This window comes from Salinibacterium sp. NG22, from assembly GCF_015864925.1.
Classification (GTDB): domain Bacteria; phylum Actinomycetota; class Actinomycetes; order Actinomycetales; family Microbacteriaceae; genus Rhodoglobus.
Map to the genome: position 1 here is coordinate 595,127 of NZ_JADYWG010000002.1, position 23,960 is coordinate 619,086.

General features: G+C 61.2%; 22 protein-coding genes. 11 read left to right on the forward strand and 11 right to left on the reverse strand.

Annotated elements, in window-relative coordinates; genetic code table 11:
* Nucleotides 1-20 precede the first annotated feature (20 nt).
* The 3 genes from I6E81_RS12365 to I6E81_RS12375 all read left to right on the forward strand — a co-directional run bounded on the left by I6E81_RS12365 (nucleotide 21) and on the right by I6E81_RS12375 (nucleotide 3,871).
* On the forward strand, nucleotides 21-1,691 hold the full coding sequence (locus I6E81_RS12365; RefSeq protein WP_231604168.1) for a glycoside hydrolase family 13 protein: 1,671 nt from the start codon (nucleotides 21-23) through the stop codon (nucleotides 1,689-1,691).
* Between the two features lie 111 nt (nucleotides 1,692-1,802).
* The gene (locus tag I6E81_RS12370) at nucleotides 1,803-2,819 is read left to right on the forward strand and encodes a LacI family DNA-binding transcriptional regulator (protein WP_197108197.1); all 1,017 of its coding nucleotides are present in this window, start codon (nucleotides 1,803-1,805) and stop codon (nucleotides 2,817-2,819) included.
* Between the two features lie 101 nt (nucleotides 2,820-2,920).
* Nucleotides 2,921-3,871, forward strand: coding sequence for an ECF transporter S component (locus tag I6E81_RS12375; RefSeq protein ID WP_197108199.1), 951 nt, complete (start codon nucleotides 2,921-2,923; stop codon nucleotides 3,869-3,871).
* Here the strand turns inward: I6E81_RS12375 and I6E81_RS12380 are convergent.
* Nucleotides 3,855-4,574: a hypothetical protein gene (locus I6E81_RS12380; RefSeq protein WP_197108201.1), complete on the reverse strand. Its 720-nt coding sequence runs from the start codon at nucleotides 4,572-4,574 to the stop codon at nucleotides 3,855-3,857. The two genes, I6E81_RS12375 and I6E81_RS12380, sit on opposite strands and share 17 nt — an antisense overlap.
* Nucleotides 4,575-4,701: 127 nt before the next feature.
* Nucleotides 4,702-5,307, reverse strand: coding sequence for a TetR/AcrR family transcriptional regulator (locus tag I6E81_RS12385; RefSeq protein WP_197108203.1), 606 nt, complete (start codon nucleotides 5,305-5,307; stop codon nucleotides 4,702-4,704).
* Nucleotides 5,308-5,433: 126 nt separating this feature from the next.
* Here I6E81_RS12385 and I6E81_RS12390 point away from each other — a divergent pair, with 126 nt between their 5' ends.
* Complete coding sequence (locus tag I6E81_RS12390; RefSeq protein ID WP_197108206.1) at nucleotides 5,434-6,138, forward strand: type 1 glutamine amidotransferase domain-containing protein; 705 nt, start codon at nucleotides 5,434-5,436, stop codon at nucleotides 6,136-6,138.
* 48 nt (nucleotides 6,139-6,186) lie between these two features.
* A complete protein-coding gene (locus I6E81_RS12395; protein ID WP_197108208.1) occupies nucleotides 6,187-7,191 on the forward strand; it encodes an NADP-dependent oxidoreductase in 1,005 nt (334 codons plus the stop codon).
* 104 nt (nucleotides 7,192-7,295) lie between these two features.
* Here I6E81_RS12395 and I6E81_RS12400 read toward each other — a convergent pair whose 3' ends face one another.
* The 7 genes from I6E81_RS12400 to I6E81_RS12430 form a co-directional block, all read right to left on the reverse strand.
* Nucleotides 7,296-8,540, reverse strand: coding sequence for a leucine-rich repeat protein (locus I6E81_RS12400; RefSeq protein WP_197108210.1), 1,245 nt, complete (start codon nucleotides 8,538-8,540; stop codon nucleotides 7,296-7,298).
* Between the two features lie 151 nt (nucleotides 8,541-8,691).
* Nucleotides 8,692-9,495, reverse strand: a complete 804-nt coding sequence (gene heR, locus I6E81_RS12405; protein ID WP_197108218.1) for a heliorhodopsin HeR — start codon at nucleotides 9,493-9,495, stop codon at nucleotides 8,692-8,694.
* 83 nt (nucleotides 9,496-9,578) lie between these two features.
* Nucleotides 9,579-10,142 carry a GNAT family N-acetyltransferase gene (locus I6E81_RS12410; RefSeq protein ID WP_197108220.1) on the reverse strand — a complete coding sequence of 188 codons (564 nt, stop codon included), beginning with the start codon at nucleotides 10,140-10,142 and terminating at the stop codon, nucleotides 9,579-9,581.
* A 117-nt stretch (nucleotides 10,143-10,259) separates the two neighbouring features.
* Entirely contained in the window at nucleotides 10,260-11,504 is a 1,245-nt protein-coding gene (locus tag I6E81_RS12415) for an ROK family protein (RefSeq protein ID WP_307783961.1), read from the reverse strand.
* A 28-nt stretch (nucleotides 11,505-11,532) separates the two neighbouring features.
* Complete coding sequence (locus I6E81_RS12420) at nucleotides 11,533-12,534, reverse strand: sugar phosphate isomerase/epimerase (protein ID WP_197108222.1); 1,002 nt, start codon at nucleotides 12,532-12,534, stop codon at nucleotides 11,533-11,535.
* Between the two features lie 17 nt (nucleotides 12,535-12,551).
* The gene (locus I6E81_RS12425; RefSeq protein WP_231604170.1) at nucleotides 12,552-13,721 is read right to left on the reverse strand and encodes a Gfo/Idh/MocA family protein; all 1,170 of its coding nucleotides are present in this window, start codon (nucleotides 13,719-13,721) and stop codon (nucleotides 12,552-12,554) included.
* A 111-nt stretch (nucleotides 13,722-13,832) separates the two neighbouring features.
* Complete coding sequence (locus I6E81_RS12430; RefSeq protein ID WP_197108224.1) at nucleotides 13,833-14,876, reverse strand: substrate-binding domain-containing protein; 1,044 nt, start codon at nucleotides 14,874-14,876, stop codon at nucleotides 13,833-13,835.
* A 302-nt stretch (nucleotides 14,877-15,178) separates the two neighbouring features.
* Between I6E81_RS12430 and I6E81_RS12435 the strand changes: the two genes are divergently transcribed.
* From I6E81_RS12435 to xylA, 3 genes are read left to right on the forward strand one after another with little or no spacing between them, the layout of a single operon-like run.
* The gene (locus I6E81_RS12435) at nucleotides 15,179-16,699 is read left to right on the forward strand and encodes a sugar ABC transporter ATP-binding protein (protein ID WP_197108226.1); all 1,521 of its coding nucleotides are present in this window, start codon (nucleotides 15,179-15,181) and stop codon (nucleotides 16,697-16,699) included.
* The gene (locus tag I6E81_RS12440; protein ID WP_307783962.1) at nucleotides 16,696-17,748 is read left to right on the forward strand and encodes an ABC transporter permease; all 1,053 of its coding nucleotides are present in this window, start codon (nucleotides 16,696-16,698) and stop codon (nucleotides 17,746-17,748) included. The genes I6E81_RS12435 and I6E81_RS12440 overlap by 4 nt, the downstream gene beginning before the upstream one ends.
* Before the next feature lie 47 nt (nucleotides 17,749-17,795).
* Complete coding sequence (gene xylA / locus I6E81_RS12445; protein ID WP_197108228.1) at nucleotides 17,796-18,992, forward strand: xylose isomerase; 1,197 nt, start codon at nucleotides 17,796-17,798, stop codon at nucleotides 18,990-18,992.
* Between the two features lie 96 nt (nucleotides 18,993-19,088).
* Here xylA and I6E81_RS12450 read toward each other — a convergent pair whose 3' ends face one another.
* Together I6E81_RS12450 and I6E81_RS12455 are read right to left on the reverse strand one after the other, a co-directional pair.
* Nucleotides 19,089-19,655, reverse strand: a complete 567-nt coding sequence (locus tag I6E81_RS12450) for a GNAT family N-acetyltransferase (RefSeq protein WP_197108230.1) — start codon at nucleotides 19,653-19,655, stop codon at nucleotides 19,089-19,091.
* A gap of 271 nt (nucleotides 19,656-19,926) precedes the next feature.
* Complete coding sequence (locus I6E81_RS12455) at nucleotides 19,927-20,070, reverse strand: GPGG-motif small membrane protein (protein ID WP_197108232.1); 144 nt, start codon at nucleotides 20,068-20,070, stop codon at nucleotides 19,927-19,929.
* Between the two features lie 88 nt (nucleotides 20,071-20,158).
* Here I6E81_RS12455 and I6E81_RS12460 point away from each other — a divergent pair, with 88 nt between their 5' ends.
* The 3 genes from I6E81_RS12460 to I6E81_RS12470 all read left to right on the forward strand — a co-directional run bounded on the left by I6E81_RS12460 (nucleotide 20,159) and on the right by I6E81_RS12470 (nucleotide 23,868).
* Nucleotides 20,159-20,470: a hypothetical protein gene (locus I6E81_RS12460; protein ID WP_197108234.1), complete on the forward strand. Its 312-nt coding sequence runs from the start codon at nucleotides 20,159-20,161 to the stop codon at nucleotides 20,468-20,470.
* Between the two features lie 80 nt (nucleotides 20,471-20,550).
* Complete coding sequence (locus I6E81_RS12465) at nucleotides 20,551-21,624, forward strand: replication initiator (RefSeq protein WP_197108236.1); 1,074 nt, start codon at nucleotides 20,551-20,553, stop codon at nucleotides 21,622-21,624.
* A 1,569-nt stretch (nucleotides 21,625-23,193) separates the two neighbouring features.
* A complete protein-coding gene (locus I6E81_RS12470) occupies nucleotides 23,194-23,868 on the forward strand; it encodes a hypothetical protein (protein ID WP_197108238.1) in 675 nt (224 codons plus the stop codon).
* Nucleotides 23,869-23,960: the final 92 nt, after the last annotated feature.

Here is a 23,960-nt window from a genome sequence, read left to right on the forward strand (position 1 = left end):
ATGGCGATAGTGTGGCGGCTATGACTTCCGTGCTTCAGGACACCGAATGGTGGCGCTCCGCCGTTATTTACCAGATCTACCCGCGGTCATTTGCCGACGCAAACGGCGATGGGATGGGCGATTTGCTCGGCATCCGCGACCGCCTTCCCGAGTTAGCTGAGCTCGGCATCGACGCCGTCTGGCTTTCGCCGTTTTACACCTCGCCCCAGCGCGACGCCGGCTACGACGTTGCTGACTACTGCGACGTCGACCCCCTGTTCGGCACGCTCGACGACTTCGACTCCATGACGAGTCGCGCCCACGAGCTGGGACTGCGGGTCATCGTCGACCTCGTGCCCAATCACTCCTCAAGCGACCACCGGTGGTTCCAGGCCGCGCTTGCCGCCGAGCCCGGCAGCCCCGAGCGCGACCGGTACATGTTCCGCGACGGTCTCGGCGACAACGGTGAGCTGCCACCCAACAATTGGCAGTCGGTATTCGGTGGCGATGCGTGGACCCGCGCAACGAACCCCGATGGCACGCTCGGTCAGTGGTACCTGCACCTCTTCGACACCACCCAACCCGATTTCAACTGGGAGAACCGCTGGGTGCGCGACCAATTCGCCGACATCCTTCGCTTCTGGCTCGACCGCGACGTTGACGGCTTCCGGGTGGATGTCGCCCACGGCATGATCAAAGCCGACGATCTGCCCGACTGGACTCCCCCGGTCGCCGGCGGCAGCATGGGCGGGGCCGGCACGACCGACGCCGAGCTTGCCGCATCCCGCGCACCGTTCTGGGCTCAAGATGGCGTGCACGAGATTTACCGCGAGTGGCGCGAAATTCTGAACAGCTACGACGGCGAGCGCATTTTGGCTGCCGAAGCGTGGGTCGATCCGCTCACCGAGATGGCCAAGTGGGTGCGTCCGGATGAGATGCACCAGGCCTTCAACTTCCCTTACCTCGAGACACCGTGGGCTGCCGGCCCGCTGCGCTCCGTGATCGATGCGTCGATTAGCGCGTTTTCTGCCGTAGAAGCACCGAGCACGTGGGTGCTCTCGAACCACGATGTTGTCCGTCACGCGTCGCGCCTCGCGCTGACCGCCGAGAACCCGCAGGGTCACGGCATCGGACCGAAGTCAGCCGGCCTCCCGATTCCCGAGCTGGGTCTTCGTCGTGCCCGCGCCGCGACCGCCCTCATGCTGGCCCTGCCGGGTAGTGCCTACCTCTATCAGGGCGAAGAACTCGGCCTGCCCGAAGTAATCGACCTCCCCGATGAGGCTCGCCAAGACCCGACGTGGTTCCGCACCAATGGTGAGCGCTACGGCCGCGACGGCTGCCGCGTTCCAATCCCGTGGGAGGCGAACTCCCCCTCCTACGGCTTCGGCCCCACGGATGCCTCGTGGTTGCCGCAACCCGCAGAATGGGCAACTCTCGCCCGCGACGCCCAACGCGACGACAGCACCTCGACACTCTCGCTGTACCGCAACGCTCTCGCCCTTCGCCGCGCTCATGAGTTGGCAACCAACGAGCTCGAATGGTTCGACACCGGCACCGACACCGTGCTCGGTTTCCGCACCGGCGACGTACGTGTCTTTGCCAACACCGGCGACACCGGCGTGGTTCTCCCGGCCGGCGACGTGCTGCTGTCGAGCGGCCCCTTGGCCGACGATCAACTGCCGGCAGACACGACAGTGTGGCTGAGGGCATAGACCAACGCGGCACCGAATTCTCGCGAATGGATGCCGGTCGATAGAATCAGCAGCGGCGCGACCGCTGTAGGGCGGCATTCATTCTCGTCAGAATCCAACGGAGGGCAACTGATGGCTAGCATCGAAGATGTTGCTCAGCGCGCTGGTGTGTCCACCGCGACCGTATCTCGGGCGCTCAGCGGCAATGGCCCCGTATCGGCGGCTGCGCGTCTCAAAGTGACGGAGGCTGCGGCTGCTCTCGACTATGTCGTCTCGTCGAGCGCGTCGAGTTTGGCATCGGGTCGCACCAAAAACGTCGGCCTGATGGTGCCGTATTTGACCCGCTGGTTCTTCACCTCCGTGGTGGAAGGCGCCCAGCAAGCATTGATGCGCCACGGCTATGACGTCACTCTCTACAACCTTTCGGGCAGCGTCGCCGAACGCGAGAAGGTCTTCGACGTCTTCTTGCAACGCAAGCGCATCGACGGCATCATTACTGTTTCCCTCAAGCTCTCTCCCACTGAAGTGCAGCGACTGCATGCCCTCGACCGGCCAGCGGTCGGAGTCGGTGGCCCCATTGACGGAGTGCGCACTCTGACCTTGGATGACGACGCCGTGTCGAGCCTCGCCACCGGCCACCTGTTGGCGCTCGGCCACACCAAGATCGCTCACATCGGTGGCTCTGAAGACTACGATCTCGAATTTCACATCCCCACGAATCGGCGCCACGGCTACGAAGCTGCTCTGCGCGAAGCGGGTATTGAGCCACGACCAGAGTTCTTTGCCACCGCCGACTTCACCATTCAGGGTGGCTATCACGCCGCCAAGCAGCTGCTTGGCAACCCGCTACTGCGCCCGACGGCAATCTTCGCCTCATCGGATGAGATGGCCATCGGCTGCATCTTGGCCGCCAGAGACCTTGGCCTCGTAGTGCCGCGCGATATTTCCATCATGGGAATCGACGGCCACGAACTCTCCGAGTTCTTCGGGCTCACCACGGTGTCGCAGTCCCCGCAGGCTCAGGGCGAGCATGCCGTCGAGATCCTGATGAACCTGCTCGTGCCTGGCAAGCATCCCGAGATCCCCGAAAACTCACCGATCGACTACGAGCTCATCGTGCGGTCGAGCACGAGCCGTCCACCCGAGTAGCCCCACCCAGTTCGGGTTACCTCGGGCTGTTCTCTCGTTTCGCTGTGGCACAATCAGAATCGAATGGGCCTATTGCAGGCGTCGAGAGTCTGGGGGCAGACGTGAGCACTGGGAGAGATCACTCGTCTTTGCCTGCCGACTCTCTCGATCAGATAGCGGATGACCTGCAACGACTGCGGATCGCCGCCGGAGAAGTGTCGTACTCCGAGCTTGCATCGCGCATCGCTCATCGCCGTGAGGAAAACGGCGTTAGTCCTGCCGCGGCGCGCGTCGCTCGTTCGACGGTCTTCGACATCTTCCGCACCGGACGAAGCCGCATCAATGCCGAGCTTGTGGCCGAAATTGTCATCGCCCTTGGCCGCGACGACCGTGAGGCAGAAGCCTGGCGAACTCGCTGTCTTGCGGTTCGCGTCACGGCGAAAGCGCAGACCCCGAACGCGCCGCTGAACCCCACCTCGAACTCCGATTCGCGGCTCGCCTTTGTCGTCGTTTTGATGGTCGCGGCTGTCGGCCTCAACCTCTTCGGCGGCAGCGTGGTCTCAAAGTTTGAGTTGCCCATCTTTCTCGACATGATCGGAACCGCAGTCGTCGCGATCGTGCTCGGGCCTTGGCAGGGAGCCCTCGTCGGGCTCTCGACCAACGTCGTCGGGGTTTTTTCTACGGTGCCCGCGACCCTCGCCTACGCGATCGTCAATGTTGTGGGGGCGCTCGTCTGGGGTTACGGGGTGCGACTCTGGCACCTCGATAAGACCCGGCTACGTTTTTTGCTGCTCAACGTCTTAGTCGCGCTCGCCTGCACGATCACTGCTGTCCCCATCACCGTGCTGGTGTTTGGAGGCGTTGCCGGTCACGCCGGTGACGACTTTATTGCGACGCTGCGGGCGATTGGCGACGGCCTGTGGGCGTCGGTCTTTACCGTCAGCATCTCGATCTCACTCGCCGACAAGCTCATCACCGGCTACACGGCTCTCGCCATCATTCACCTGCTCGGCAGGCTTGGCCTGTCCGAAATCAGCCGCCGCGACGGCCCAGCACTCAACACGCGACGCTGAGCCCCGGAGAGGTCGCCGACCGTTCGTCCTGCGATCGCTCGCTCCCGAACTGCCGCGCGAACCGACGATCGGCCCAGCGCTGCGCGTCCTGATGGCGCGTCGCGAGTTCTGACGCTCGCTGCGCTGGTTCGAGCGACTCGAGATAGAGAGCGTCGGCGCGCGCGCAGAGGCCTGTCGCGCTCGACCACATCGTTTGTCGCGCCTGCGCGGGGGTTGTGCCTAGCTTCTCCCGCAGCTCTGCCTCGGGACCTTCGAAGGCGTGGGATAGCGCTTCGGCGCGTTCCCCGAGGCGAGCGATCCACACCGATCGCATGGCGAACGTTCCGACAAGAATGACGAGCGAGAAGACCATCGCGAACGGAACGACGAAGAATCCGCCCACAGCAAGAGCCACAAGCAGGCTCTGAGCGAGCATCCGTCCTCGATCGTGGTTCTTCAGGTGTCGCGCTTTCTCCGCTACCTCGAGCGCGATCGCATGGTGGTCCGCGTTATAGGCGGTAAGCGCTCGGCGCAGCTCAGAGGTGACGGCAGCGAATTCCAGTTTGCTGATTCCCTTGAGGCGAGTGACATCGGTGCGTTCGATGATCGCGACCAGGTCGGGCGCAACGCATGATGCGGTAACGAGCCGGCTATCCGCCTGCATCATTGCCTCGCTGAGGATGGCGGAAATAGCTCGTTTATCGTCGCTGGTGTGTATTGTCATGCCGCCCCTGTCGGTGCTCACGGGTTTATTCGTTAGGGTTCAGTACACCCCCTGCGAGCACTGCCCCCGTGCGATTTGGATGATCCCGAACGAACCCGGACACCCCACGGATGCCGTCGCCGGGCTACTAGGAGTGGGGCTCTACGAGCCGGCGGGCGGCTTCGCGCACGGAGTCGCACCGGGCTTTCTCGCTGCCCGCGAACTCGGGGCATCCGATGGAGCGCAGTTCTGCTGGTGCGCGCTCCCAGTTGCTGGCAACGGCCAGCAACAGAGCGAGTAGCTCTTCGGGCTTCCACGAGGAATCGACGACCCCTCGTTGCTGGGCGTCGGCGATCACTTCGAGCTTGTGCTTGTAGCCCTCGACGCGCCCTTCAGAGAATGATCCGAGCGTTTCGGCGTCGTGCAGCCAGGCCCACATGGTGACACGTTGCGCGCTCTGGTCGTTGACGAAGTAGTTGTGCAGTCGCACGGTGTATTCCACGAGATCAGCATCGATCGGCACGGCATGAGCGAGGCGGTCGAGCCCGGTCTGCATGACGTGGTCGAAGAGGGCGTCTTTGTCGCCAAACCAGGCGTAGATACGTTCCTTGCTCGCCTTCGCCGTTTCCGCGATGCGGTTAATGCGCGCACCAGCAACGCCGTACTCGGCAAATTCAGCCGCAGCTGCCTCGAGTACGCGCTGTTTTGTTTCGCGGCCGCGGAGTTGATCACGCGGCATTTCTGTCGAAACCACCAAACACCCCCTAATCGAACCGGTTGGTTTGACTTAGCCTACACGCCGACGTACTGTCGAACCAATTGGTTTGATAAGAAACCAACGGGCTCGGAAACGAGCACCATGGTTGTGTAAGGAGTCAGCATGACAAACGTATTGATGGTCCTCTCGGCAGCGTCCTCCCTGACGCTCGCTGACGAAACACAGCACCCCACCGGCGTGTGGGCAGAAGAGTTCCTTGAGCCATACCGCATCTTCACCGAAGCTGGCTGGAAGGTTCAGGTAGCCAGCCCCGCAGGAGTTGCCCCCACTTTTGATGCGATCAGCCTCAGCGAAGGTGGCGTCGGTTCCGCCGAGCGCCTCGCTGACTTTGAGGCCCGCATCGTCGACCTCCAGTCTGTGCTGCAGCATCCGCTCCGCTTGGATGCCGTCAACGCGAGTGACTATGACGTGATCTTCTACCCCGGAGGCCACGGCCCCATGGAAGACCTCGCCGTCGACGACAACTCCGGCCAGCTCATTGTTGAAGCCGTGAAATCGAACACGACACTCGGTGTGCTCTGCCACGCTCCGGCAGCACTGCTGGCCGCGAACGACAAGGCAACCGGCGAATGGGCCCTCAAGGGTCGCAAGATGACGGGCTTCGCGAACACCGAAGAAGAACTCGGTGGTCTCGCCGACAAGGTCAAGTGGCTCGTCGAAACCCGCCTCGTTGAGCTGGGTGCCGACTACTCGAAGGCAGCAGAGCCTTTCGCCCCGTACGTCGTCGTTGATGGCGCGCTGTACACCGGTCAGAACCCCGCATCATCCGTCGCCGTTGCCGAGCGCATCGTCGCCGACAAGTCATAACCACACACTTCCCACTTTTCACACTTCATCAATTTCAAGGAGATTTTCATGACAACTGTTACAAGCACCCAATGGCAGCTCGCCTCACGCCCCACCGGCGTTCCAACCACCGACAACGTTGTGAAGGTTCAGATCGAGCTCCCCGAGCTCGCTGACGGCGACGTTCGCGTACGTAACACCTTCCTCTCCGTTGACCCCTACATGCGTGGTCGCATGAACGAGGGCCGCTCGTACGTTGCCCCCTTCAACCTCGGCGAGACCATGGGCGGCGCAGCCGTTGGTGAAGTCATCGAGTCGAACGACGCATCACTGCCTGTCGGCACTCTTGTTCAGCACCAGCTCGGATGGCGCGACATCGCGCAAGCTCCTGCTGGCCAGTTCAAGGCGCTCCCGAACGTTCCCGGCATCTCGCCTTCGCTGTTCCTCAGCGTTCTCGGCATCACTGGAATCACCGCCTGGACCGGACTCACCCAGATCGCGCACATTAAGGAAGGCGACACCGTCTTCGTTTCTGGTGCAGCAGGTGGAGTCGGCACCATGGTTGGCCAGATTGCCCGCCTCCTCGGTGCAGCACGCGTCGTCGGTTCGGCCGGCACCGATGAGAAGGTTGCGCTCCTCACCAGCAAGTACGGCTACGACGCCGCTTTCAACTACAAGAATGGCGACGTTGCTGGCCAGCTGGATGCTGCAGCCCCCGACGGCATCGACGTCTACTTCGACAACGTGGGTGGCGAGCACCTCTCGGCAGCCCTCGGAGCATTCAAGGATGGCGGCCGCGTGGCAGTCTGCGGCGTCATGTCCTTGATCAATGGCAAGGATGAGGGCATCAAGAACAGTGCAAACATCGTGACCCGTGGCTTGACCATCAAGGGCTTCACCATGGGAAGCTACTTCCACCTCGCCCCCGAGTTCGGTGCGGCAATGCAGGGATGGCTCTCCGAAGGCAAGATCGCCTACGACGAAACCATCACCGATGGCATCGACAACGCGCTCGACGCCTTCAACGGCATGATGAACGGTGCAAACACCGGCAAGGCGATCGTTCGCCTCTAACCGTTTCGCGACGGCCGACCCGAACGGCACACACCACACACCTCGCGTGAAATAGAAATGCCCCGCAGCTGACGCTGCGGGGCATTTCTTAACTAACGCGCAAGTCAGGCCATCCGACGTCGCAACACAATTCCGGCGGCGAGAAGCAACGCTGCCAGTGCACCGATCGGCAGAAGCGGAGCTGAGCTGCCCGTTTCCGCCAGCATCGGCTCGGCATCCGTTGCAGCGACCGCACTCCAACCGGCGAACAGCGCGGTGTCGGCAGTGATCAGCGTGGAGAAATCGGCAAGAGTCGTCAGCGCAGCATCCGTGTACCAGCCCTCGAAGGTATAGCCGGCTGCTGTGGGCGCAGTCGGGGCCGAAATGGCGGTGCGGAACACTGCTTCTTTCGGTGCGATCGCCACGCCACGGCCGGAGAGGTCAAAAGTCACGATGGGGTTCGGGACGGCGTTGTAGCCCTGCCAGGTGGGGGTAGTGAATCCCGCTGCAGCTGCAGGATCAGCGAAGGCACTGCCGTAGTGCACAAGGGTTGGCGAAGACGCGCCTAAGGCCCCGTTTAGACCCGCCGGAACGAACATTGTGGGAGCGGCGCCAAGAAATACAACGTCGGACAGCGAATCGTTGCCCTCAAACGCGCCAGCCCCGATGGCCGCGATAGACGCGGGAAAAGTGATTGAGGTGAGCAGATTGTCCTCAAAAGCAGACTCTTCGATCGTTACGAGGGAACTGCCCAATGTCACCGACGTGAGGGAGTTCTCGTAAAACGCGTACTCGCCGATCGTGGTGACAGAATCCGGAATCACCACCGTCTCTAGATCATTGTCCTCAAACGCGTCATCTCCGATAGTTTCTACCGAATTCCCGATAGTCACGGTTGTCAATCTGTTGTAGTTGAAAGCAGAATCGCCGATAGACGTCACCGAGTTGGGGATCACTGCAGAATCTAAGAAGTTGGCTTGAAACGCGGAGTTGCCGATGACTTTAACACTGCTCGGAATAACGACCGACGTGAGCCCTTCATCCCGGAACGCGGCGTAACCAATAGCAACCACGGGGTAAGTGTCGCCCGAGATCGTGACTGACGAAGGGATATCGGCATCGGTGCCGCCGCTTGCGGCTGTGGGGTTGTAGGCGGTGACGGTTGCACCAGCAGCCGGGTCAAAGTCGTCGCCCTCAAACGTCATCCCATCCTGAGTGATCAAGACGGGGAAGGCATAGGCCGGGGTCGCGGCGATAGCGGAACCAGCCGCAACCAGAGCAGACGCGACGAGGACTGCGGCGATTCGCCCCATCCTGTTCGCGGGCCGGCCGGCAATCGGCGCGGGGCTAGAGGCAGCACTATTCATCATCAGATCCACAATCAGTTCGGGTCACACGCACGTGGTTGAAATCGTCGACGCAGAGCGTGAGTAGAACCGACCCGACTAACCCTATTGGCCCAGCGCGGTCAGCGTTGTTCCCCCGCCAAGTGGTCTAACTAATCTGGAGGCCTTCTGCGCGCTAACTCGTGAGTGCCGGGATGATGGCGCCCGAGAACACTTGCCACGCGAGCGCAGTCTTCGCGACCAAGCTGAGCGTGATGTAGGTGCGCTCCCCCTGCAGATAGCTCTTCCATTTTCCCACTTGCTTGTATTGCAGCCACTGGTTGAGCGCGAACGTGTTGAAGAATACGAAGAGCGAAATCACGATACCGACGACAAAGCTGGGGGCGGCAACTTCGTTCGCGCTTCCCGGTCGCAAGAAGTAGATAAGGATGAGAATCCACGGCACGACGCCGACCATCGATCCGAAAATGAAGGGCAGCATCCCGCCCGATCCTGGCTTCTCGTACTTCTCTTGCAGAGCACCAAACAGAATCATCGCGGCGTTGACGGCGAAGACCGCGAATAGTGCGGCGATATCGGTGACGCCGTTGATCGCGAGAATGAGCCAGATCATGATCGAGGAACTGAGCGAGTACTCCGTCCACCGGAAGTAGTTGCGGCTCTCGAGAAGGCCCTTCTTGTAGCGCCCGAAGAACCACGGGCTCGAAACCAGAAAGTGGAAGAACGCGCTGAGCGCGAGAAAAGCCACAACGCCCACGCCGATATTGACCTCAAAAACGGTCACCCGCTCGGGCGGAATGGGCGCTCCGGGAGGGCCAGCCAAGTAGTCGGCCGTAACGGCGAACAGCACTTGAGTGCTGAGCATTGTGAGAACAATCGCAAAGCCGATTGCCTGCAGCAGGTGCAAGCTGCCCGCCACAACGTTGTAGACGCGCAGTCGGTCGACTTGTTGTTCCGGTGAATAGGTCTTCTTTGACACGGGATATTCCCTTCGACGGTGGCTGCCACGTTAGCACCGGCCGCACCAGCGAACGAGTCCTCTAGCGCGGTCGCTCCCTTCCCTCACGGTAGCGCGGCGAGGGGCCCATTTCTGCCGACAAATACCGTGCGATCGGCGGTGCCCGGCAAAGGGTGAAGGTGCAGTTTGTGAGCGAGCGCAACCGAAGCAGCATTGGCGGGGTGCACGACCGCCACGAGCAGTAACGCCTCAATAGTGGTTCTCATATAGGCGAGCAGGGGACGCATCGCTTCGTACGCGATTCCTTGGCCCTGATACGCGGGATGAACAATCCAGCTCACCTCAAGACACCGCGCAGCGGCCGTGAGCGACCGCAGTTGCAGGGTGATCTCGCCCACCAGCTCGCCGTCGTGTTCGATGGCCAACGCCAGCACGTCATCCACGCGGCGCATCTGCGTTTGCCGTGTTCTCAATTTCAGCTGCCGCAAGGAGGATCGCGCGGTGCGCTGCGGCCACGTCGTGTACTGGCGCACGTGTGGGCTTGACTGGATTTCGTGCCACCGTTCGGCGTCTGCCAACCGATGCGGGCGTAGTACCAATCGCTCGGTGCGCATGCTCGGAACACGCAGAGGCGACTCGAGCGTGGGCCGAGCATCATTTCTGGGCATGAACCTACCGAACCGATGTATCCGTCGAGCGTGCCAACCATGGTGTTCGCAGAAGTCTGACACAACCACTGACACGAATTAGTCGCGGGGATTCCGGCCCTGTAAACAGGAGGTAAATTACGCCGGATGCGCTTCCGCGTCGGGCAGAGAGCGCTCGACTGTGGGCCGCATCGTCGCCGCTGGGTCCGCAATGAGGTGCGAGAAGACGAGCTCAGCGGCACCGAGCGTGAGGATTTCGTCGCCGAAGGTCGCCGGCGCAAAACGCACTGCGAGTCCTGGTTCCTCCAACGCTGACCGTCGCATTTGCCGGGTCAGTGACTCTTCGGCCACCGCAAGCAACGACGCCAAAAACCCGCCGAGCACGATGACTTCGGGGTTGAAAATATTCACGACATTGGCGAGCGCACGGGCAAGGAAACTGATCTGGTAGTCGACAACTGCGACAACTGCTGGGTCGCCGGCGACGTAGCGCTCTTTGAGCAGGGCATCCAGCTGGTCGGGCTGCGAGAGGTCGAGACCGACCGCCTCAAGAAGCGGCTCTTGGCGCACCTCGGTTTCGAGGCATCCGATGGCCCCACAGTGGCAATCAAGACCGTTGGTGTTGACGAGAGTGTGACCGATTTCTCCGGCGTAGCCCGTGGTACCGGTCATCAGCGCACCGCCCGTGATGACGCCTCCACCGATACCACTCGCGCCACCGTTGAGATAGATCAGCTCTTGACCATCAACGCCGGCACCACGCACCGACTCGGCTACGGCACCGAGACTCGCATCGTTGGCAACATAAACGGGGTAGCCGGTAGCTTCGCGCATCATGTCGGCAATGGGTTCGTCGATCCAGCCCAGGTGTGGGGCCAGCGCCAACACTCCATCGCTCTCCCGCACCAGGGCAGGAGCGGCGATACCGATCCCTACGGTGCGGTAGTTCGAATCGAGCTCACCCTTCATCCCGGCGATGACGGCGGCAGAAATGTTTACTGCTTCGCGTGCGCTGAGAAGGCGCCCGGTGTCGTAGCGAACTTGGCGGATGACGCGACCACCGAGCCCTACGAGCCCTATCGTGACGGCATCCACCTCCGGGTTCACGGTGATGGCGACGATGTGTTCGCTCGGAACGATGACAGAGCTGGGCCGCCCGACCAGACTGGTCTGGTCGGGACCGGCTTCAACGACGAGCCCCAGTTGCACAAGTTCGGCAACGAGGTCGGCGATTGTTGAGCGGTTGAGCCCTGTCTCGTGGGTCATCTTGGCGCGGGAGATACCCCCGAGCGCATGCACTCGGCCGAGAAGGATGGAGAGGTTGCGGCGACGAACAACATCAAAGTTGTTCCCTCGGAGCTCAGCTCGTACGTCCGCGTTCACTCACGTTCCTTTCGACAGTTCAGCATAGTTACTTCGAGCTGAAGGCTGCGTCAAACGCCGCTGCTGGCGGGTCGAAAGCGAGACGGCGCACGAACTCGAGAGCTTCTGGTGCTCCGATCAGGCGGTCCATTCCAGCGTCTTCCCACTCCACCGAAATGGGGCCTTCATAGCCGATCTGGTTGAGCATGCGGAAGCTACTCTCCCACGGCACGTCTCCGTGACCTGTGGAGATGAAGTCCCAACCGCGACGGCCATCAGCCCAGGCAAGAAGCGAGCCGAGCCGACCGTTCTTGCCGTTGTCCATCCGCTTCTTCGTGTCTTTGCAGTCCACGTGGTAAATGCGGTCTTTGAAGTCCCAGAGAAAGCTCACGGGGTCGAGGTCTTGCCACACGAAATGGCTGGGGTCCCAGTTGAGACCGAAGGCTTCGCGGTGGCCAATGGCTTCGAGGGTGCGCACTGTTGTCCAGTAGTCGAACGCGATCTCGGAGGGGTGCACTTCGTGAGCGAACCGCACACCGACCTCATCGAAGACGTCGAGGATGGGGTTCCAGCGGTCGGCAAAGTCTTGGTAGCCGGCATCAATTGCTTCTTGGCTCACGGGCGGGAACATCGCGACATACTTCCAGATGCTCGAGCCGGTGAACCCAATCACGGTCTTCACGCCGAGTTTCGCGGCGAGGCGAGCCGTGTTCTTCATGGCTTCGGCGGCACGCTGGCGCACACCTTCGGCATCCCCGTCGCCCCAGATTGCCGGCGGCAGGATGTCTTCGTGGCGCTGGTCAATGGGATCGTCGCAGACCGCCTGTCCCTGCAGGTGGTTAGAGATGGCCCACACCTTGAGGCCGTGCTTTTCGAGCAGGTCGAGCTTGCCTTGAACGTAAGCGGCGTCATCCCAGCGGCTGGGGTCCAGGTGGTCACCCCAACAGGCGATTTCTAGTCCGTCGTAACCCCACCCTGCGGCGAGCTCAACAACTTCTTCGAAAGGGAGGTCAGCCCACTGGCCGGTAAAGAGGGTAATTGGTCGAGTCATGGTTTTCTCCAGTTCTGCTAGATGGTTGTCCACGCGCTGCGGGCGTTGGAGCTTTCTTCGACGGCGGCGAGCACGCGTTGCACGTGAACTCCGTCATCGAAGGAGGGCGATGCGGGGGTGCCGCTGGTCACGGCGTCAACGAAGTCTTTGGCTTGGTGGCTGAACGCGTGTTCGTAGCCGAGCATGTGCCCGGCGGGCCACCAGGCTGCGATGTACGGATGCTCGGGCTCGGTCACCAGAATGGTGGTGAAGCCTTGCGTCTCTGCGGGCGCTGTCGCGTCGAAGAACTGCAGTTCGTTGAGGCGTTCGAGGTCGAAGCTGATGGCGCCAAGGGATCCGGAGATTTCGATGCGCAGACCGTTTTTGCGGCCGGTCGCGAAGCGAGTGGCTTCGAAGGATCCAAGCACTCCGCTGTCGTAGCGGCCGGTGAAGAGTGCGACGTCGTCGACGGTGACGTCGCCCATTTCGGTTCCGCCGGTGCCGCCGAGCCCGGCCGTGCTTTCGAGCACGGGGCGCTGTTTGATGATCGTTTCCATCGTTCCGGAGACCTCAACGAGGTGGGTTCCGGTGATGTATTCCGAGAGGTCGATGATGTGGGCGCCGATATCGCCGAGCGATCCTGAGCCTGCGAGGTCCTTTTGGAGGCGCCAGACGAGCGGCGTCTCGGGGTCGGTGAGCCAGTCCTGCAGGTAGCAAGCCCGCACCTGATGAATCTCACCGATCTTGCCCGCGGCCACGAGATCCCTGGCCAGCGTTGTTGCCGGAAGGCGACGGTAGGTGTGCCCCAGCATGGAGATCACCCCGTTCGTGGCCGCAGCGTTCGCGGCCGCCGCCATCAGCTCTGCTTCCTCTACCGAGTTAGCGAGCGGCTTTTCGCACAGCACGTGTTTACCCGCGTTGAGAGCGGCAATCGCGATTTCAGCGTGCGATCCACCCGGGGTCACGATGTCTACGATGTCGATGTCGTCGCGAGCGATAACTTCGCGCCAGTCGGTGGCGGTTTCTGCCCAGCCCCACTTAGTTGCGGCATCCGCCACGGCTTCGGCATTGCGTCCGACCAGCACCTGCATGTCTGGTTGGGCATCCAGATCAAAGAATCGGGGCGCAACCCTCCAGCCTTGTGAATGAGCGGCTCCCATGAAGCCGTAACCGATCATTGCAACCTTCAGGTGGCGCTTATCTGACATCGTGCGTGACCCTTTCACTTCGTTGTGTGGTTCTTTGGTCAGCTATCGCGTGCGAGATACCGACCAGAGTGCCCGCCCAGAGTATCCGGGCGGGCACTCCATTCATGCGGTTTAGGACTCGAACGCGGTCGGCAGGTACTCGTCGACGTTGTCGCTCGTGACTACCGGTGCGTTGAGAACGATGCGCTTGGGCACCTCGACCTCAACGATGTCGCTCAGCGACTTTCCCTGAGCAATCAGGCGAGCAAGACGGATGCCGTCAGCGGCCTGCGTCGACGGGTAAATTACCGTCGCCTGCAGCACGCCATCGCCCGACTGGATCTCGCGCATTGCGTTTGCGGATCCGGCGCCACCGACCATGAAGAACTCATCGCGGTCTGCGGCAGCAATGGCAGCGAGGACGCCAATTCCCTGGTCGTCATCGTGGTTCCAGATCGCGTCGATCTGAGGGGCCGCGGAGAGCAACTGCGAGGTCACTGCTTCGCCGCCCTGGATGGTGAAGTCGGCAGCAACGCGGTTAGAAACCTCGAGGCCACAGGTGTCGAGTGCAGTGGCGAATCCTTCGCTGCGCGCCTGAGTAAGAGGAAGCGAGTCGATGCCGGCGATTTCTGCGATCACGGCGTCGGGGTTGTCGCCGAGCTGCTCACAAATGTAGGTTCCGGCGCTGACGCCCATGCCGTAGTTGTCACCGAGGATGGTGACGCGAGCGGCGAACGTGCTGGAGAACTCGCGGTCAACGTTGATCACGGGGATTCCGGCTTCCATCGCCTTGATGGCTACCTCGGTCAGCGCTGCGCCGTCGGTGGGCAGCAGAACGATTGCATCAACACCGTCGTTGATGAAGGTCTCGACCTGGCTGATCTGCAGGTTGGCGTCGTTGGTGCCTTCGGCAACAACGAGGTTGATGTCTTCGTACTTTTCCGCTTCTGAGATCGCGGCTGAGTTGATGGCGCCGAGCCAGCCGTGGTCGGCGGCGGGGCCAGAGAAGCCGATGGTGATGGTGTCACCGGCGGCTTCGTTTTCTTCGCTACTGGTTCCACCGGTTGTGGTGTTGTTTTCTGCGGTGCCAGCCGTGCAGCCTCCGAGTAGGCCTGCGACGGCGATCGATGCCCCCGCGGTGATGAGCAGCTTGCGGCTCATGCGAGTTGCCAACATGTACGTCCTCCTAGGTAAGTGAAATGCAGTGGTGTTCGCCAACGGGAGGTGCGTTAGCTAAACCGGATCTCACAAGGAGGGGTTTGGCTGTGTCCACATTGACGTTTGGAACAACATAACAGAGATGCATCCCGCGTCAACAGGTATTTTGGCGGGTGGGTGACCCGCAATTTCCCCCGCAGTGCTCGCAACTTCGTTCGATAAAGATGACCCGTAGGGAATGACGAATTCCCGGCATTCCGGGGCGCTACGTCTGCAAAATTCCCATTCCCCGCGGCTCCAACGTCTGATATGTTGCCACCATGATCAAAGTCGACCATGAGCCCGCATTGCTCGAGGTGCGCGGCGCCACCAAACGCTTCGGTGCGGTGCGCGCCCTCAAAGGCGTAGACATTTCCATTGCTCCCGGCGAAGTGCACGTCATCCTGGGCCAAAACGGTGCGGGCAAATCCACCCTCATCAAAATGCTCGCCGGCGTACACACTCCCGACGAAGGCACACTGCGCTGGCACGGTGAGCTCGTCACCATCAGCAACCCTGTTGCTGCCCTCGAACTCGGCATCGCCACGATGTACCAAGAGCTGGATGTCGTCGATGGCCTCACCATCGCCGAAAACATCTACCTCGGCCACGAGATGGCTACCGGTGGGTTCTCCCAACGCTCCCGCGCCAACAAGAGCGCCACCGAGCTGCTTGATCGACTCGGTCATGGAAACCTCTCCCCCAGCCGCGAGGTGGGATCACTCTCCCCCGCGAACAAACAGATCGTGAGCATGGCCCGCGCCCTGTCTCGCAACGCTCAACTCATCGTCATGGATGAACCATCGGCGGTGCTCGACTCTGAGGAAGTCAAGAACCTTTTCCGGGTCGTGAATGAGCTCACGGCATCCGGCGTTGCTGTCGTCTACATCTCTCACCGCCTCGAGGAGATTCGCGAAATTGGTGACCGCATCACCGTCATCAAGGATGGCCGCAGCACCGCCAATGGCCTCCCCGTCGCCGATACGTCGACGAGCGAACTCATTCGCCTGATGACGGGGCGCGACATCGACAACGTGTTCCCGGCGCGAGTGCCCGTGCCCGCGGGCTCCCCTGAAGTGCTCACGGTCGAGAACCTTTCACTGAAAGGCGTCTTCGATCGCGTCGACCTGAGTGTGCGCGCGGGCGAGATTCTGGGCATCGCTGGCCTCGTCGGATCGGGCCGCTCTGAGATCCTCGAAACTATCTACGGCGCCCGCAAGCCCAGCACCGGCACCGTGCGGGTCAGCGGTTCACAACTCTCCCCCGGCTCCGTTACGGATGCGGTCGAGCATGGCGTTGGGCTCTCCCCCGAAGAACGCAAGAGCCAGGGCCTGCTCCTCGACCAGCCCATCTTCACCAACGTGACCCTCTCCTCGTTTGCCCGCTTTGCTCGCTTCGGGTTCCTCAATGAGAACGCCGAACGGGCTGCCGCTGTCGAACAAATTGAGGCACTCGAACTGCGCCCGGCCGACCCCGACAATCCCGCAGGCAGCCTCTCTGGCGGTAACCAGCAAAAGATTCTGCTGGCCCGCTGGCTCGTTCACGGAACCTCCGTGCTGCTCCTCGACGAACCCACCCGAGGAGTGGATGCCGGAGCCCGCGCCGAAATCTACGCCCTCATTCGTCGCCTGGCCGCCGCCGGCACCGCCATCATCGTCGTCTCCAGCGAGATCGAGGAAGTCCTCGGTCTCGCCGACCGCGTGCTCGTCATTGCCGACGGTCACGTACTCACCACAACAGAAGCCACCCAGATCGACGAGCACGGAGTGCTCGATCTCGTGATGAAAGGAAGTGCCGCGTGAGCGAGCAGCCCACCGTTCCCTCAGCCGAGCACCCCAACCCGGCCACGGAATCCACCGACATCGTGACCCCGAGCAGCCGCAGTTGGTTCTCGCGCGTCATGTCCAGCAGCGCCGGCCGCAACCTCGGGCTCGTCATCGCGCTACTCGTGCTGTTCGCGATTGGGGCCCTCACCGCTGGCGAACGGTTCACCAACTTTGAGAACATTCTCACTATCATCCGGTTCGCCTCGATCATCGGTGTGCTCAGCATCGGCATGACCTTCGTGATCATCGGTGGCGGCATCGACCTTTCGGTGGGTTCCGTCATGGGGCTTGCGAGCGTGATTTCGACGCTCTCGGTGATCCAGACCTTCGCCGAGCAGACGTCGTGGATCGTGATGGTTGTCGTCGCCATTCTGGTCGGCACCCTCGCCGGAATCGTCAACGGAATCGTGATCTCTTATGGCAACGTTGTCGCCTTCATGGCGACTCTCGCCATGCTCGTTGCTGCGCGTGGGTTTGCGGAGATCTTCTCCAACCGTTCAACTCAGATCGTGCGATCGCAGGAATTCATTGAAGTATTCCGTGCCGACTTTCTGGGCATCCCCATCCTGATTTGGATCTTCATCGTGGTTGCGGCGCTCGGCTGGATCCTGCTCAACCGCACCACGTTCGGTCGCCGCACGATCGCGATCGGTGGCAACCGTGAAGCAGCTCGCCTCGCCGGCCTCAAGGTCAAGCGCCACACCGTCTACCTGTATGCGATCGCTGGCATGACCGCAGGTATCGCGGCCGTCATGATTCTCGGACGCACGACCGCCGGCACCTCAACGCACGGCACTCTGTATGAACTCGACGCTATTGCTGCCGTCGTTGTCGGAGGCACCCTGCTCATCGGTGGTCGCGGAACGATTGTTGGCACCGTATTCGGCGTCCTGATTTTCGCGACCCTCACTAACGTGTTCACCCAGAACAACCTCAACACGTCGGTTCAGGCCGTCGCCAAGGGCGTCATCATCGTGCTGGCAGTTCTCCTGCAGCAACGCTTTGCCGCCCGCAATAAGCGCTAACCACGCCCCCGTTCTTTCCACTCGTCACCACTATTCAAGGAGTAACCATGTCCGTACCCACCCCCACTCGCGACGATAAGTTCTCGTTCGGTCTGTGGACCTTCGGATGGGCCGCAGCCGACCCCTTTGGTGGCCCGACGCGCGCGCCTGTCGACACCGTCTTCGCGGTCAACAAGCTCTCGGAGCTCGGCGCCTGGGGCATGACATTCCACGACGACGACCTGTTTCCGTTCGAAGCAACGGATGCCGAACGCCAGCACGAGATCGACCGCCTTCAGAAGGCCATGGCTGACACCGGCATCGTGATTCCCATGGTGACGACCAACCTCTTCAGCCACCCCGTCTTCAAAGATGGCGGCTTCACCTCCAACGACCGTGGCGTTCGCCGGTTCGCGCTCCGCAAGGTCATGCGCAACCTCGACCTCGCCGCCGAACTCGGAGCAAAAACCTTCGTTATGTGGGGTGGCCGCGAAGGCAGCGAGTACGACTCCGCTAAGGACATCGGTGCCGCACTCGACCGCTACCGCGAAGCCGTGAACCTACTCGGTGACTATGTCACCGACAAGGGATACGACATCAAGTTCGCGATCGAGCCCAAGCCGAACGAGCCTCGCGGCGACATCCTGCTCCCGACTCTTGGTCACGCGATGGCCTTCATCGCCACCCTCGAACGCCCCGAGCTGGTCGGCGTGAACCCTGAGACGGGTCACGAGCAGATGGCTGGACTCAACTTCACCCACGGCATCGCCCAAGCGCTGCACGCCAACAAGCTGTTCCACATTGACCTCAACGGTCAGCGCGGAATCAAGTATGACCAAGACCTCGTTTTCGGTCACGGCGATCTGCAGAATGCGTTCTCGCTCGTCGACCTGCTCGAAAACGGTGGCCCCGGCGGCATCCCCTCCTATGACGGCCCCCGTCACTTCGACTTCAAACCCTCGCGCACCGAAGACAGCACGGGCGTGTGGGAATCTGTTAAGGCCAACATGAGCATGTACTTAATGCTCAAGGAGCGCGCTGCGGCTTTCCGTGCTGATTCAGAGGTGCAGGAAGCTCTGGCTGCGGCAAAGGTTGCTGAGCTCAGCGTTCCCACGCTCGGTGAGGGCGAGTCGTACGATGACTTCCTCGCAGACCGCGCATCATTCGAAGACTTCAAGCCTGAGCGCTTCTTCGATGGCGAAGGCTTCGGCTTCGTTCGCCTCCAGCAACTCGCGATGGAGCACCTGATGGGTGCCCGCGGCTAGTACTGCGCAGCACAGACGAACGCCGTCTAGTTTGCTCCGAAGGGAGTGAGCTAGGCGGCTTTCTCGTTAGCTAAGGTGCGGCTCACCCGCGCGAGCCTATTCCCGCAAGCTGCCGGCCACGAACGACAGATCGTTGCCGTCGCGGGACATTGCGCGGAAGCCAAGGCGTTTCGCAAGGGCGATCGATGCTTCGTTGCTCTCGTCAATAACGGCGACGAGCCATTGGATATTCACCTCGGTGAAGGCGAACTCCATGATCGCTTCAGCAGCCTCGCGGGCATAGCCCTGGCCGTACGCATCCGGATGCAAGATCCAACTGATTTCGGCTGTCCGGCTCGAGAGCGAGACCGACCGAAGATGAAGTGCTACATCACCAATGAGCTGCCCTTCGTGCTCGATGCCGAGGGCTAGAAAGTCGTTCGCCTGTCGCAAGGTCACATGCTTTGTGCGGTGAAGCAGGTGCGCATAGGACTCCGCGCGATCGCGCTGGGGCCACGACGTGAACTTGTGTACGTCAGGCGATGACTGAATTTCGTACCACCGTGTGGAGTCATCAGCGCGGTGTGGACGCAGGGTGAGACGGTCGGTGACCAGCGTCGGCGCGTTAATGGTTCGGTCCATTGACGGACCGCGCACGAAGCGTGGGCGAAGGCTCAGCTTCATCAAGCGATTTCCTCATTCGGTCGGGGCGGGTTGGCTCGTGGTGAGAACCCACTGAATGTCCGCTGCAGGTCCATTCCGATAGAAAACCACAGCTTTCTATGAAACAGCCAAGAGAACGCCCCTAAAGTTGAAGGTATTTCACTTAACGACGCGCAAGCCTGTCCGATTGAGGGGTTCGACGCAAGCGCCCCCAGCAGGGCCTTGGGCGCGGCAAAGAGGAAGCAGGAACTAGAGGGCTCTGCGTGCGCTCCACACCGCGCTGGCCGCGACTTTAGGTGAAGAGACTCACACCACCTGGACCAACCAGCAGTCCCACGACGATGAGAACAATGCCCCAGAGTAGCTGGCGGCGAACGAGCGCGACAATGCCAGAAATAACGAGAACTGCCGCAATGATCCAGAGAAGTGTTGCCATGGTGTTGCTCCCTTTCGTTACGCTTCGACGACCTCAGACCTAAAGCCAGATCGAGTCTGGTGAAGAAACTGTACCCCCCATTCGGGATTTGAGCACTGTATTTCATCCACATTGTCGCGGTAATAATCGCGACGGCAAGGACGCCACGACCGATCTCGTGACCGCGCTCGCTATCAGCTCATTCAACCTGCGCTCGATAGCCACATTCTTCCTGAAGCTCAGAGGCCGGGCCATCGAGAAGCCCATCCGGGCACGCCGTCGAAAAGCCGAGAACAAGCGCCCTCTGGCCCGAACAGTATCCGCGGCCAAAAGAGCAGTCCCGATGGACGGCGAGGAGACAGATCTCTTCAAGATCTTCGCGGTCAATCGATCAAATGAAGAATGCGGCTTCACACAATGAAACCGCCAACTGTAGCTGAGGCGGGATTCGAACCCGCGACCTCACGATTATGAGACGTGTATCCGTTGTAGCCGCTCGTTATGCGAGCAAACACTTCCACCACCGAAACCGGCGCAGCTGAGGTAATCGCGCGCGGCTGCGTGCGCCCCATCAAGACCTCCACCGGCATCTGGGTGCGCTGCGGTTCTCGCATCAAAAGCAGCTGCGGCTCGTGCGCGGAACTGTACCGGGGCGACTGGGCATCCATCGCTCGCTCGGGAGTTTTCGACGGCCCGGTACAGAACTATCGCTTCTACCTGTTGACGCTGACGGCTCCCTCCTTTGGCGCCGTCCATCGTGTGCCGCGTAGCGAGAAGAAAGCTGCGCCGGTGTGCGGCTGTGGTGTGCAGCACTCGGTGCAGGATGCGGGCTTGCGCGGTGTGCCGCTGCGCCCCTCGACCTATGACTACGCGGGGCAGGCAGCGTGGAACCGTGACGCGGGCCTGCTCTGGGATCGCACGCGGCGGCGGTTGCGGGATCGCTGGGACTCGGTGGAGTACTTCATCGTGCGGGAGTGGCAAGACCGTGGCGTGCTGCACGTTCATGTGCTGGTTCGCATCGCACGTTCCGAAGCGCCCGATGCTGCCGTCTTGCGTGACGCTGCGCGCTCGGCTGTCGCCTTTTCCAAGATCGACGGCGCGCGGGTCGAGTGGGGCGCACAAGCGAAGTGCGACGCCTTCCGGGCTGACGGTGACGGCGCGAAAACGATCTGGTATCTCTCCAAAGCGCTGAACTACGTCATGAAGGATGTCGTCCACCAGGGCGAAACCGTCCACCCTCGCGTGTGGTCGCATCTGCTCGCGCTCGAGCAAGCAGCACGCGCGATGCGTTGCGCGCCGGACTGCGAACCTGAGTTCTGCCGTGGCCGGGTGCATGAGCGCTACGGCGCACGCTCCCAAGTGGTGAGCGCGTCGCGCCGCACGAAGCACCGCCCCGGCTGGTCCTTCACTGGCCTGACTCGAACCGTGCAGCGTCGACTGCGGCTCGAGTGGTTTCTTGCGAACGTCGAAGCTCCTGCTGCTGCGGCGCATCCCTCGGAACAAATCGAGGCCGTCGAGGGCCGCTCGCTGCGTGTCCGACGAGAACTTGCCCCGTGCGCGGCGGCGGTTCCGTGAGAGGGAGGGGAGGTGATGACTATGGCAAAGCCAAATTGTGAGATGTGTGCCCTTATGGGCCTTCTAGCTTGCGACGAGTGCGGCAACCCCACGATTGATCGTGGGCGTGATGCGTTTGGGCGCGAGTTGTGCGCTTACTGCGCTTGAACCGCTGGGTTCTCGAGTTATCAGTGGTGACCGTCTGCGTTTGTCAACCAGATCCCTCTGGCACCAGAGCTGTGGGCGAAGCGCACCTATAAGTGCTGCTTCCAGTCGCGGGGTCCGGGTCCGTTACGGATCGGAACAGGAACCGCAACTTGCTCCGGGGTCGGCGGGAGCGTAGGCGGCACCAGACCACTAGGTAGATACAGCGCCTGTGCCCGACGAGGTTTCCGTCCGAGCTTGCGAAACTGGCGACCAGTCCACCGCATTGACGAAATAACTCCGACGATGAACATAAGGGCCACCCACGTACACACAAGCGCTATACCTATTGGGTTTCCCAAGACGGTGGCAACCAGCCAATAAATGGAGTCCTGCACAGTTTCACGAATCGCAATCACACTCGTAGGTTACCGATTTTCCCTCAATACCCTAAGCCCCATTTATTGGGCCTAAGGGTTCGCTAGACCGACGAGAGGCCTAGCGCTGCTCGGATAGGGCGGCATTCACTCCCCCGCGATTGATTGTGAGCGTGACGCGTTTGGGCGCGAGTTGTGCGCTTACTGCGTCTGACTGGCGGATGTAGCCGGTCATGAAGGTGGCGGGCTGGGCGGGTGTCGCGCGTGGTTGCCCCGGAGGGGCGAACGCGCGGCCCCGCACGGCCACCCGCCTGCACGCCGGGCCATAAACCCGGCCATGCTGGGGAGCCAACCACGAATCCAAGGGCAACCGTAGCGCGAAGCGCGTAGGGCGGCAGCTGTGCATATGGATCATTTCAATCTATAGCCTTCCCGCCCGACGGCCCGTCTCCGCAAGAGCGCCTCACGCTTTGTGCTTTGATAATCGATATGTGGAGCATCTTTAGTGTGTCGATCATTATCGTCTTGTACGTCCTTGCCGCGCTGTTGCCTATTTCTGGCTTAGCGCGGATAGCGATTGGGACTTACAAGAGCGCTGAAGAGGCAGGTTCCGAAATTCGAAAGCACGAAGACACCACGCAACCCTTCATTCACGTTGGCGGGCGCAATGGGGGAACTAGGATAAGCGCTGCTGACTTTGTCGGGGGACTTAATAATGCTTCTAGTAGGCCGGTTCGGGAGTGGCATAAAGTCAGGCTGGACTTGTGGCTTGTTAGCAGCGGTCTAGTCTGTGGTGCCGCAGCCAGCATTTGGTCTCTTTTCGTTTAGGCTGAGGCTTCGATCCTGTCCCTTTACGAGGTTCATGCTGTCAACGGCGACTATTACTTTCGCAACGTAAACGGTCGACTGACGCTCGCTTACTTTTCGCGAACTGAGCGGTGGATGTATCCGGCCATGAGAGGGCGGGCCATCAACCCCGCCACGCCGGGGAGCCAACCACGACTCTAAGTGCAGCCGTAGCGCGAAGGGCGGCAGTCGCCTCAGCGCTTAACTAGTACAGAATGTGAAGATGGACAACATCTTGCTTTGGGTCTCAGCTCTTGGAACACTCACGGCTGTAATGTTTGCCGCTGTAACTGCAATTGGCACTCTAGCCACTGCAGCGTTCACCGCGCTTCTTTGGTGGGTTGCCAAGAGGGCGCTAGGCGGCACAAACACGCAATTGCAGCTGCTCCGCGAGCAGGCTGAGCGCGATGGCAGACCATACGTTACGGCGGATGTTGTACCGGGGATGCATGGTGGCGGATCGTGGGATCTTGTTATTTCTAATTCGGGGCGCAGCATCGCACTCGACACAAAGTTCGCGTTCGATGTCTGGCCCCGCGGCGGCAAGGATGACCACGTCTCTGAAGATCTAATCCGCTTCCTCAAGGAGCCCCAGACGCTGGTACCTGGGGCTCGAAAGCGTGTTGTTTGGCGGTCTCAAATAAAGCGGAGCGGCACGCCAGCCTTCTCTGTCGGAGCGCCTGAGGGGCACACCTTGGTTCTCACCTATTCGGACGAGCTTGGGAAGCAATATCGTACTGAGTTCAGTTTCAATTCCAGCACTATCGGCGCCGCTGCGCCGATGCCGCAGGAAGGGTCTAGAACGACTGCCGGTTTAGGCGACCAACGGGCGATTCTCACGGATATCGATTACGCCCTCAGGACCCTGAACATCCACGTGGGAGAACTTCGACGCTAGTAGGCTTCCTGAGCCGTGGTGCCAACACTAGGATCGTGAGCAACTATTGGTTTTGGGCCACGATGAAGCCGCAGCTCTCGGTTGCACGAATT

What these genes read in the sequence shown, in the direction of transcription:
- I6E81_RS12365 (WP_231604168.1), top strand. Translation starts at nt 21, where the DNA reads ATGACTTCCGTGCTTCAGGACACCGAATGGTGGCGCTCCGCCGTTATT.
- I6E81_RS12370 (WP_197108197.1), top strand. Translation starts at nt 1,803, where the DNA reads ATGGCTAGCATCGAAGATGTTGCTCAGCGCGCTGGTGTGTCCACCGCG.
- I6E81_RS12380 (WP_197108201.1), bottom strand. Translation starts at nt 4,574, where the DNA reads ATGACAATACACACCAGCGACGATAAACGAGCTATTTCCGCCATCCTC.
- I6E81_RS12390 (WP_197108206.1), top strand. Translation starts at nt 5,434, where the DNA reads ATGACAAACGTATTGATGGTCCTCTCGGCAGCGTCCTCCCTGACGCTC.
- I6E81_RS12395 (WP_197108208.1), top strand. Translation starts at nt 6,187, where the DNA reads ATGACAACTGTTACAAGCACCCAATGGCAGCTCGCCTCACGCCCCACC.
- I6E81_RS12400 (WP_197108210.1), bottom strand. Translation starts at nt 8,540, where the DNA reads ATGATGAATAGTGCTGCCTCTAGCCCCGCGCCGATTGCCGGCCGGCCC.
- I6E81_RS12410 (WP_197108220.1), bottom strand. Translation starts at nt 10,142, where the DNA reads ATGCCCAGAAATGATGCTCGGCCCACGCTCGAGTCGCCTCTGCGTGTT.
- I6E81_RS12420 (WP_197108222.1), bottom strand. Translation starts at nt 12,534, where the DNA reads ATGACTCGACCAATTACCCTCTTTACCGGCCAGTGGGCTGACCTCCCT.
- I6E81_RS12425 (WP_231604170.1), bottom strand. Translation starts at nt 13,721, where the DNA reads ATGTCAGATAAGCGCCACCTGAAGGTTGCAATGATCGGTTACGGCTTC.
- I6E81_RS12430 (WP_197108224.1), bottom strand. Translation starts at nt 14,876, where the DNA reads ATGTTGGCAACTCGCATGAGCCGCAAGCTGCTCATCACCGCGGGGGCA.
- I6E81_RS12435 (WP_197108226.1), top strand. Translation starts at nt 15,179, where the DNA reads ATGATCAAAGTCGACCATGAGCCCGCATTGCTCGAGGTGCGCGGCGCC.
- xylA (WP_197108228.1), top strand. Translation starts at nt 17,796, where the DNA reads ATGTCCGTACCCACCCCCACTCGCGACGATAAGTTCTCGTTCGGTCTG.
- I6E81_RS12450 (WP_197108230.1), bottom strand. Translation starts at nt 19,655, where the DNA reads ATGAAGCTGAGCCTTCGCCCACGCTTCGTGCGCGGTCCGTCAATGGAC.
- I6E81_RS12455 (WP_197108232.1), bottom strand. Translation starts at nt 20,070, where the DNA reads ATGGCAACACTTCTCTGGATCATTGCGGCAGTTCTCGTTATTTCTGGC.
- I6E81_RS12465 (WP_197108236.1), top strand. Translation starts at nt 20,551, where the DNA reads ATGCGAGCAAACACTTCCACCACCGAAACCGGCGCAGCTGAGGTAATC.
- I6E81_RS12470 (WP_197108238.1), top strand. Translation starts at nt 23,194, where the DNA reads ATGGACAACATCTTGCTTTGGGTCTCAGCTCTTGGAACACTCACGGCT.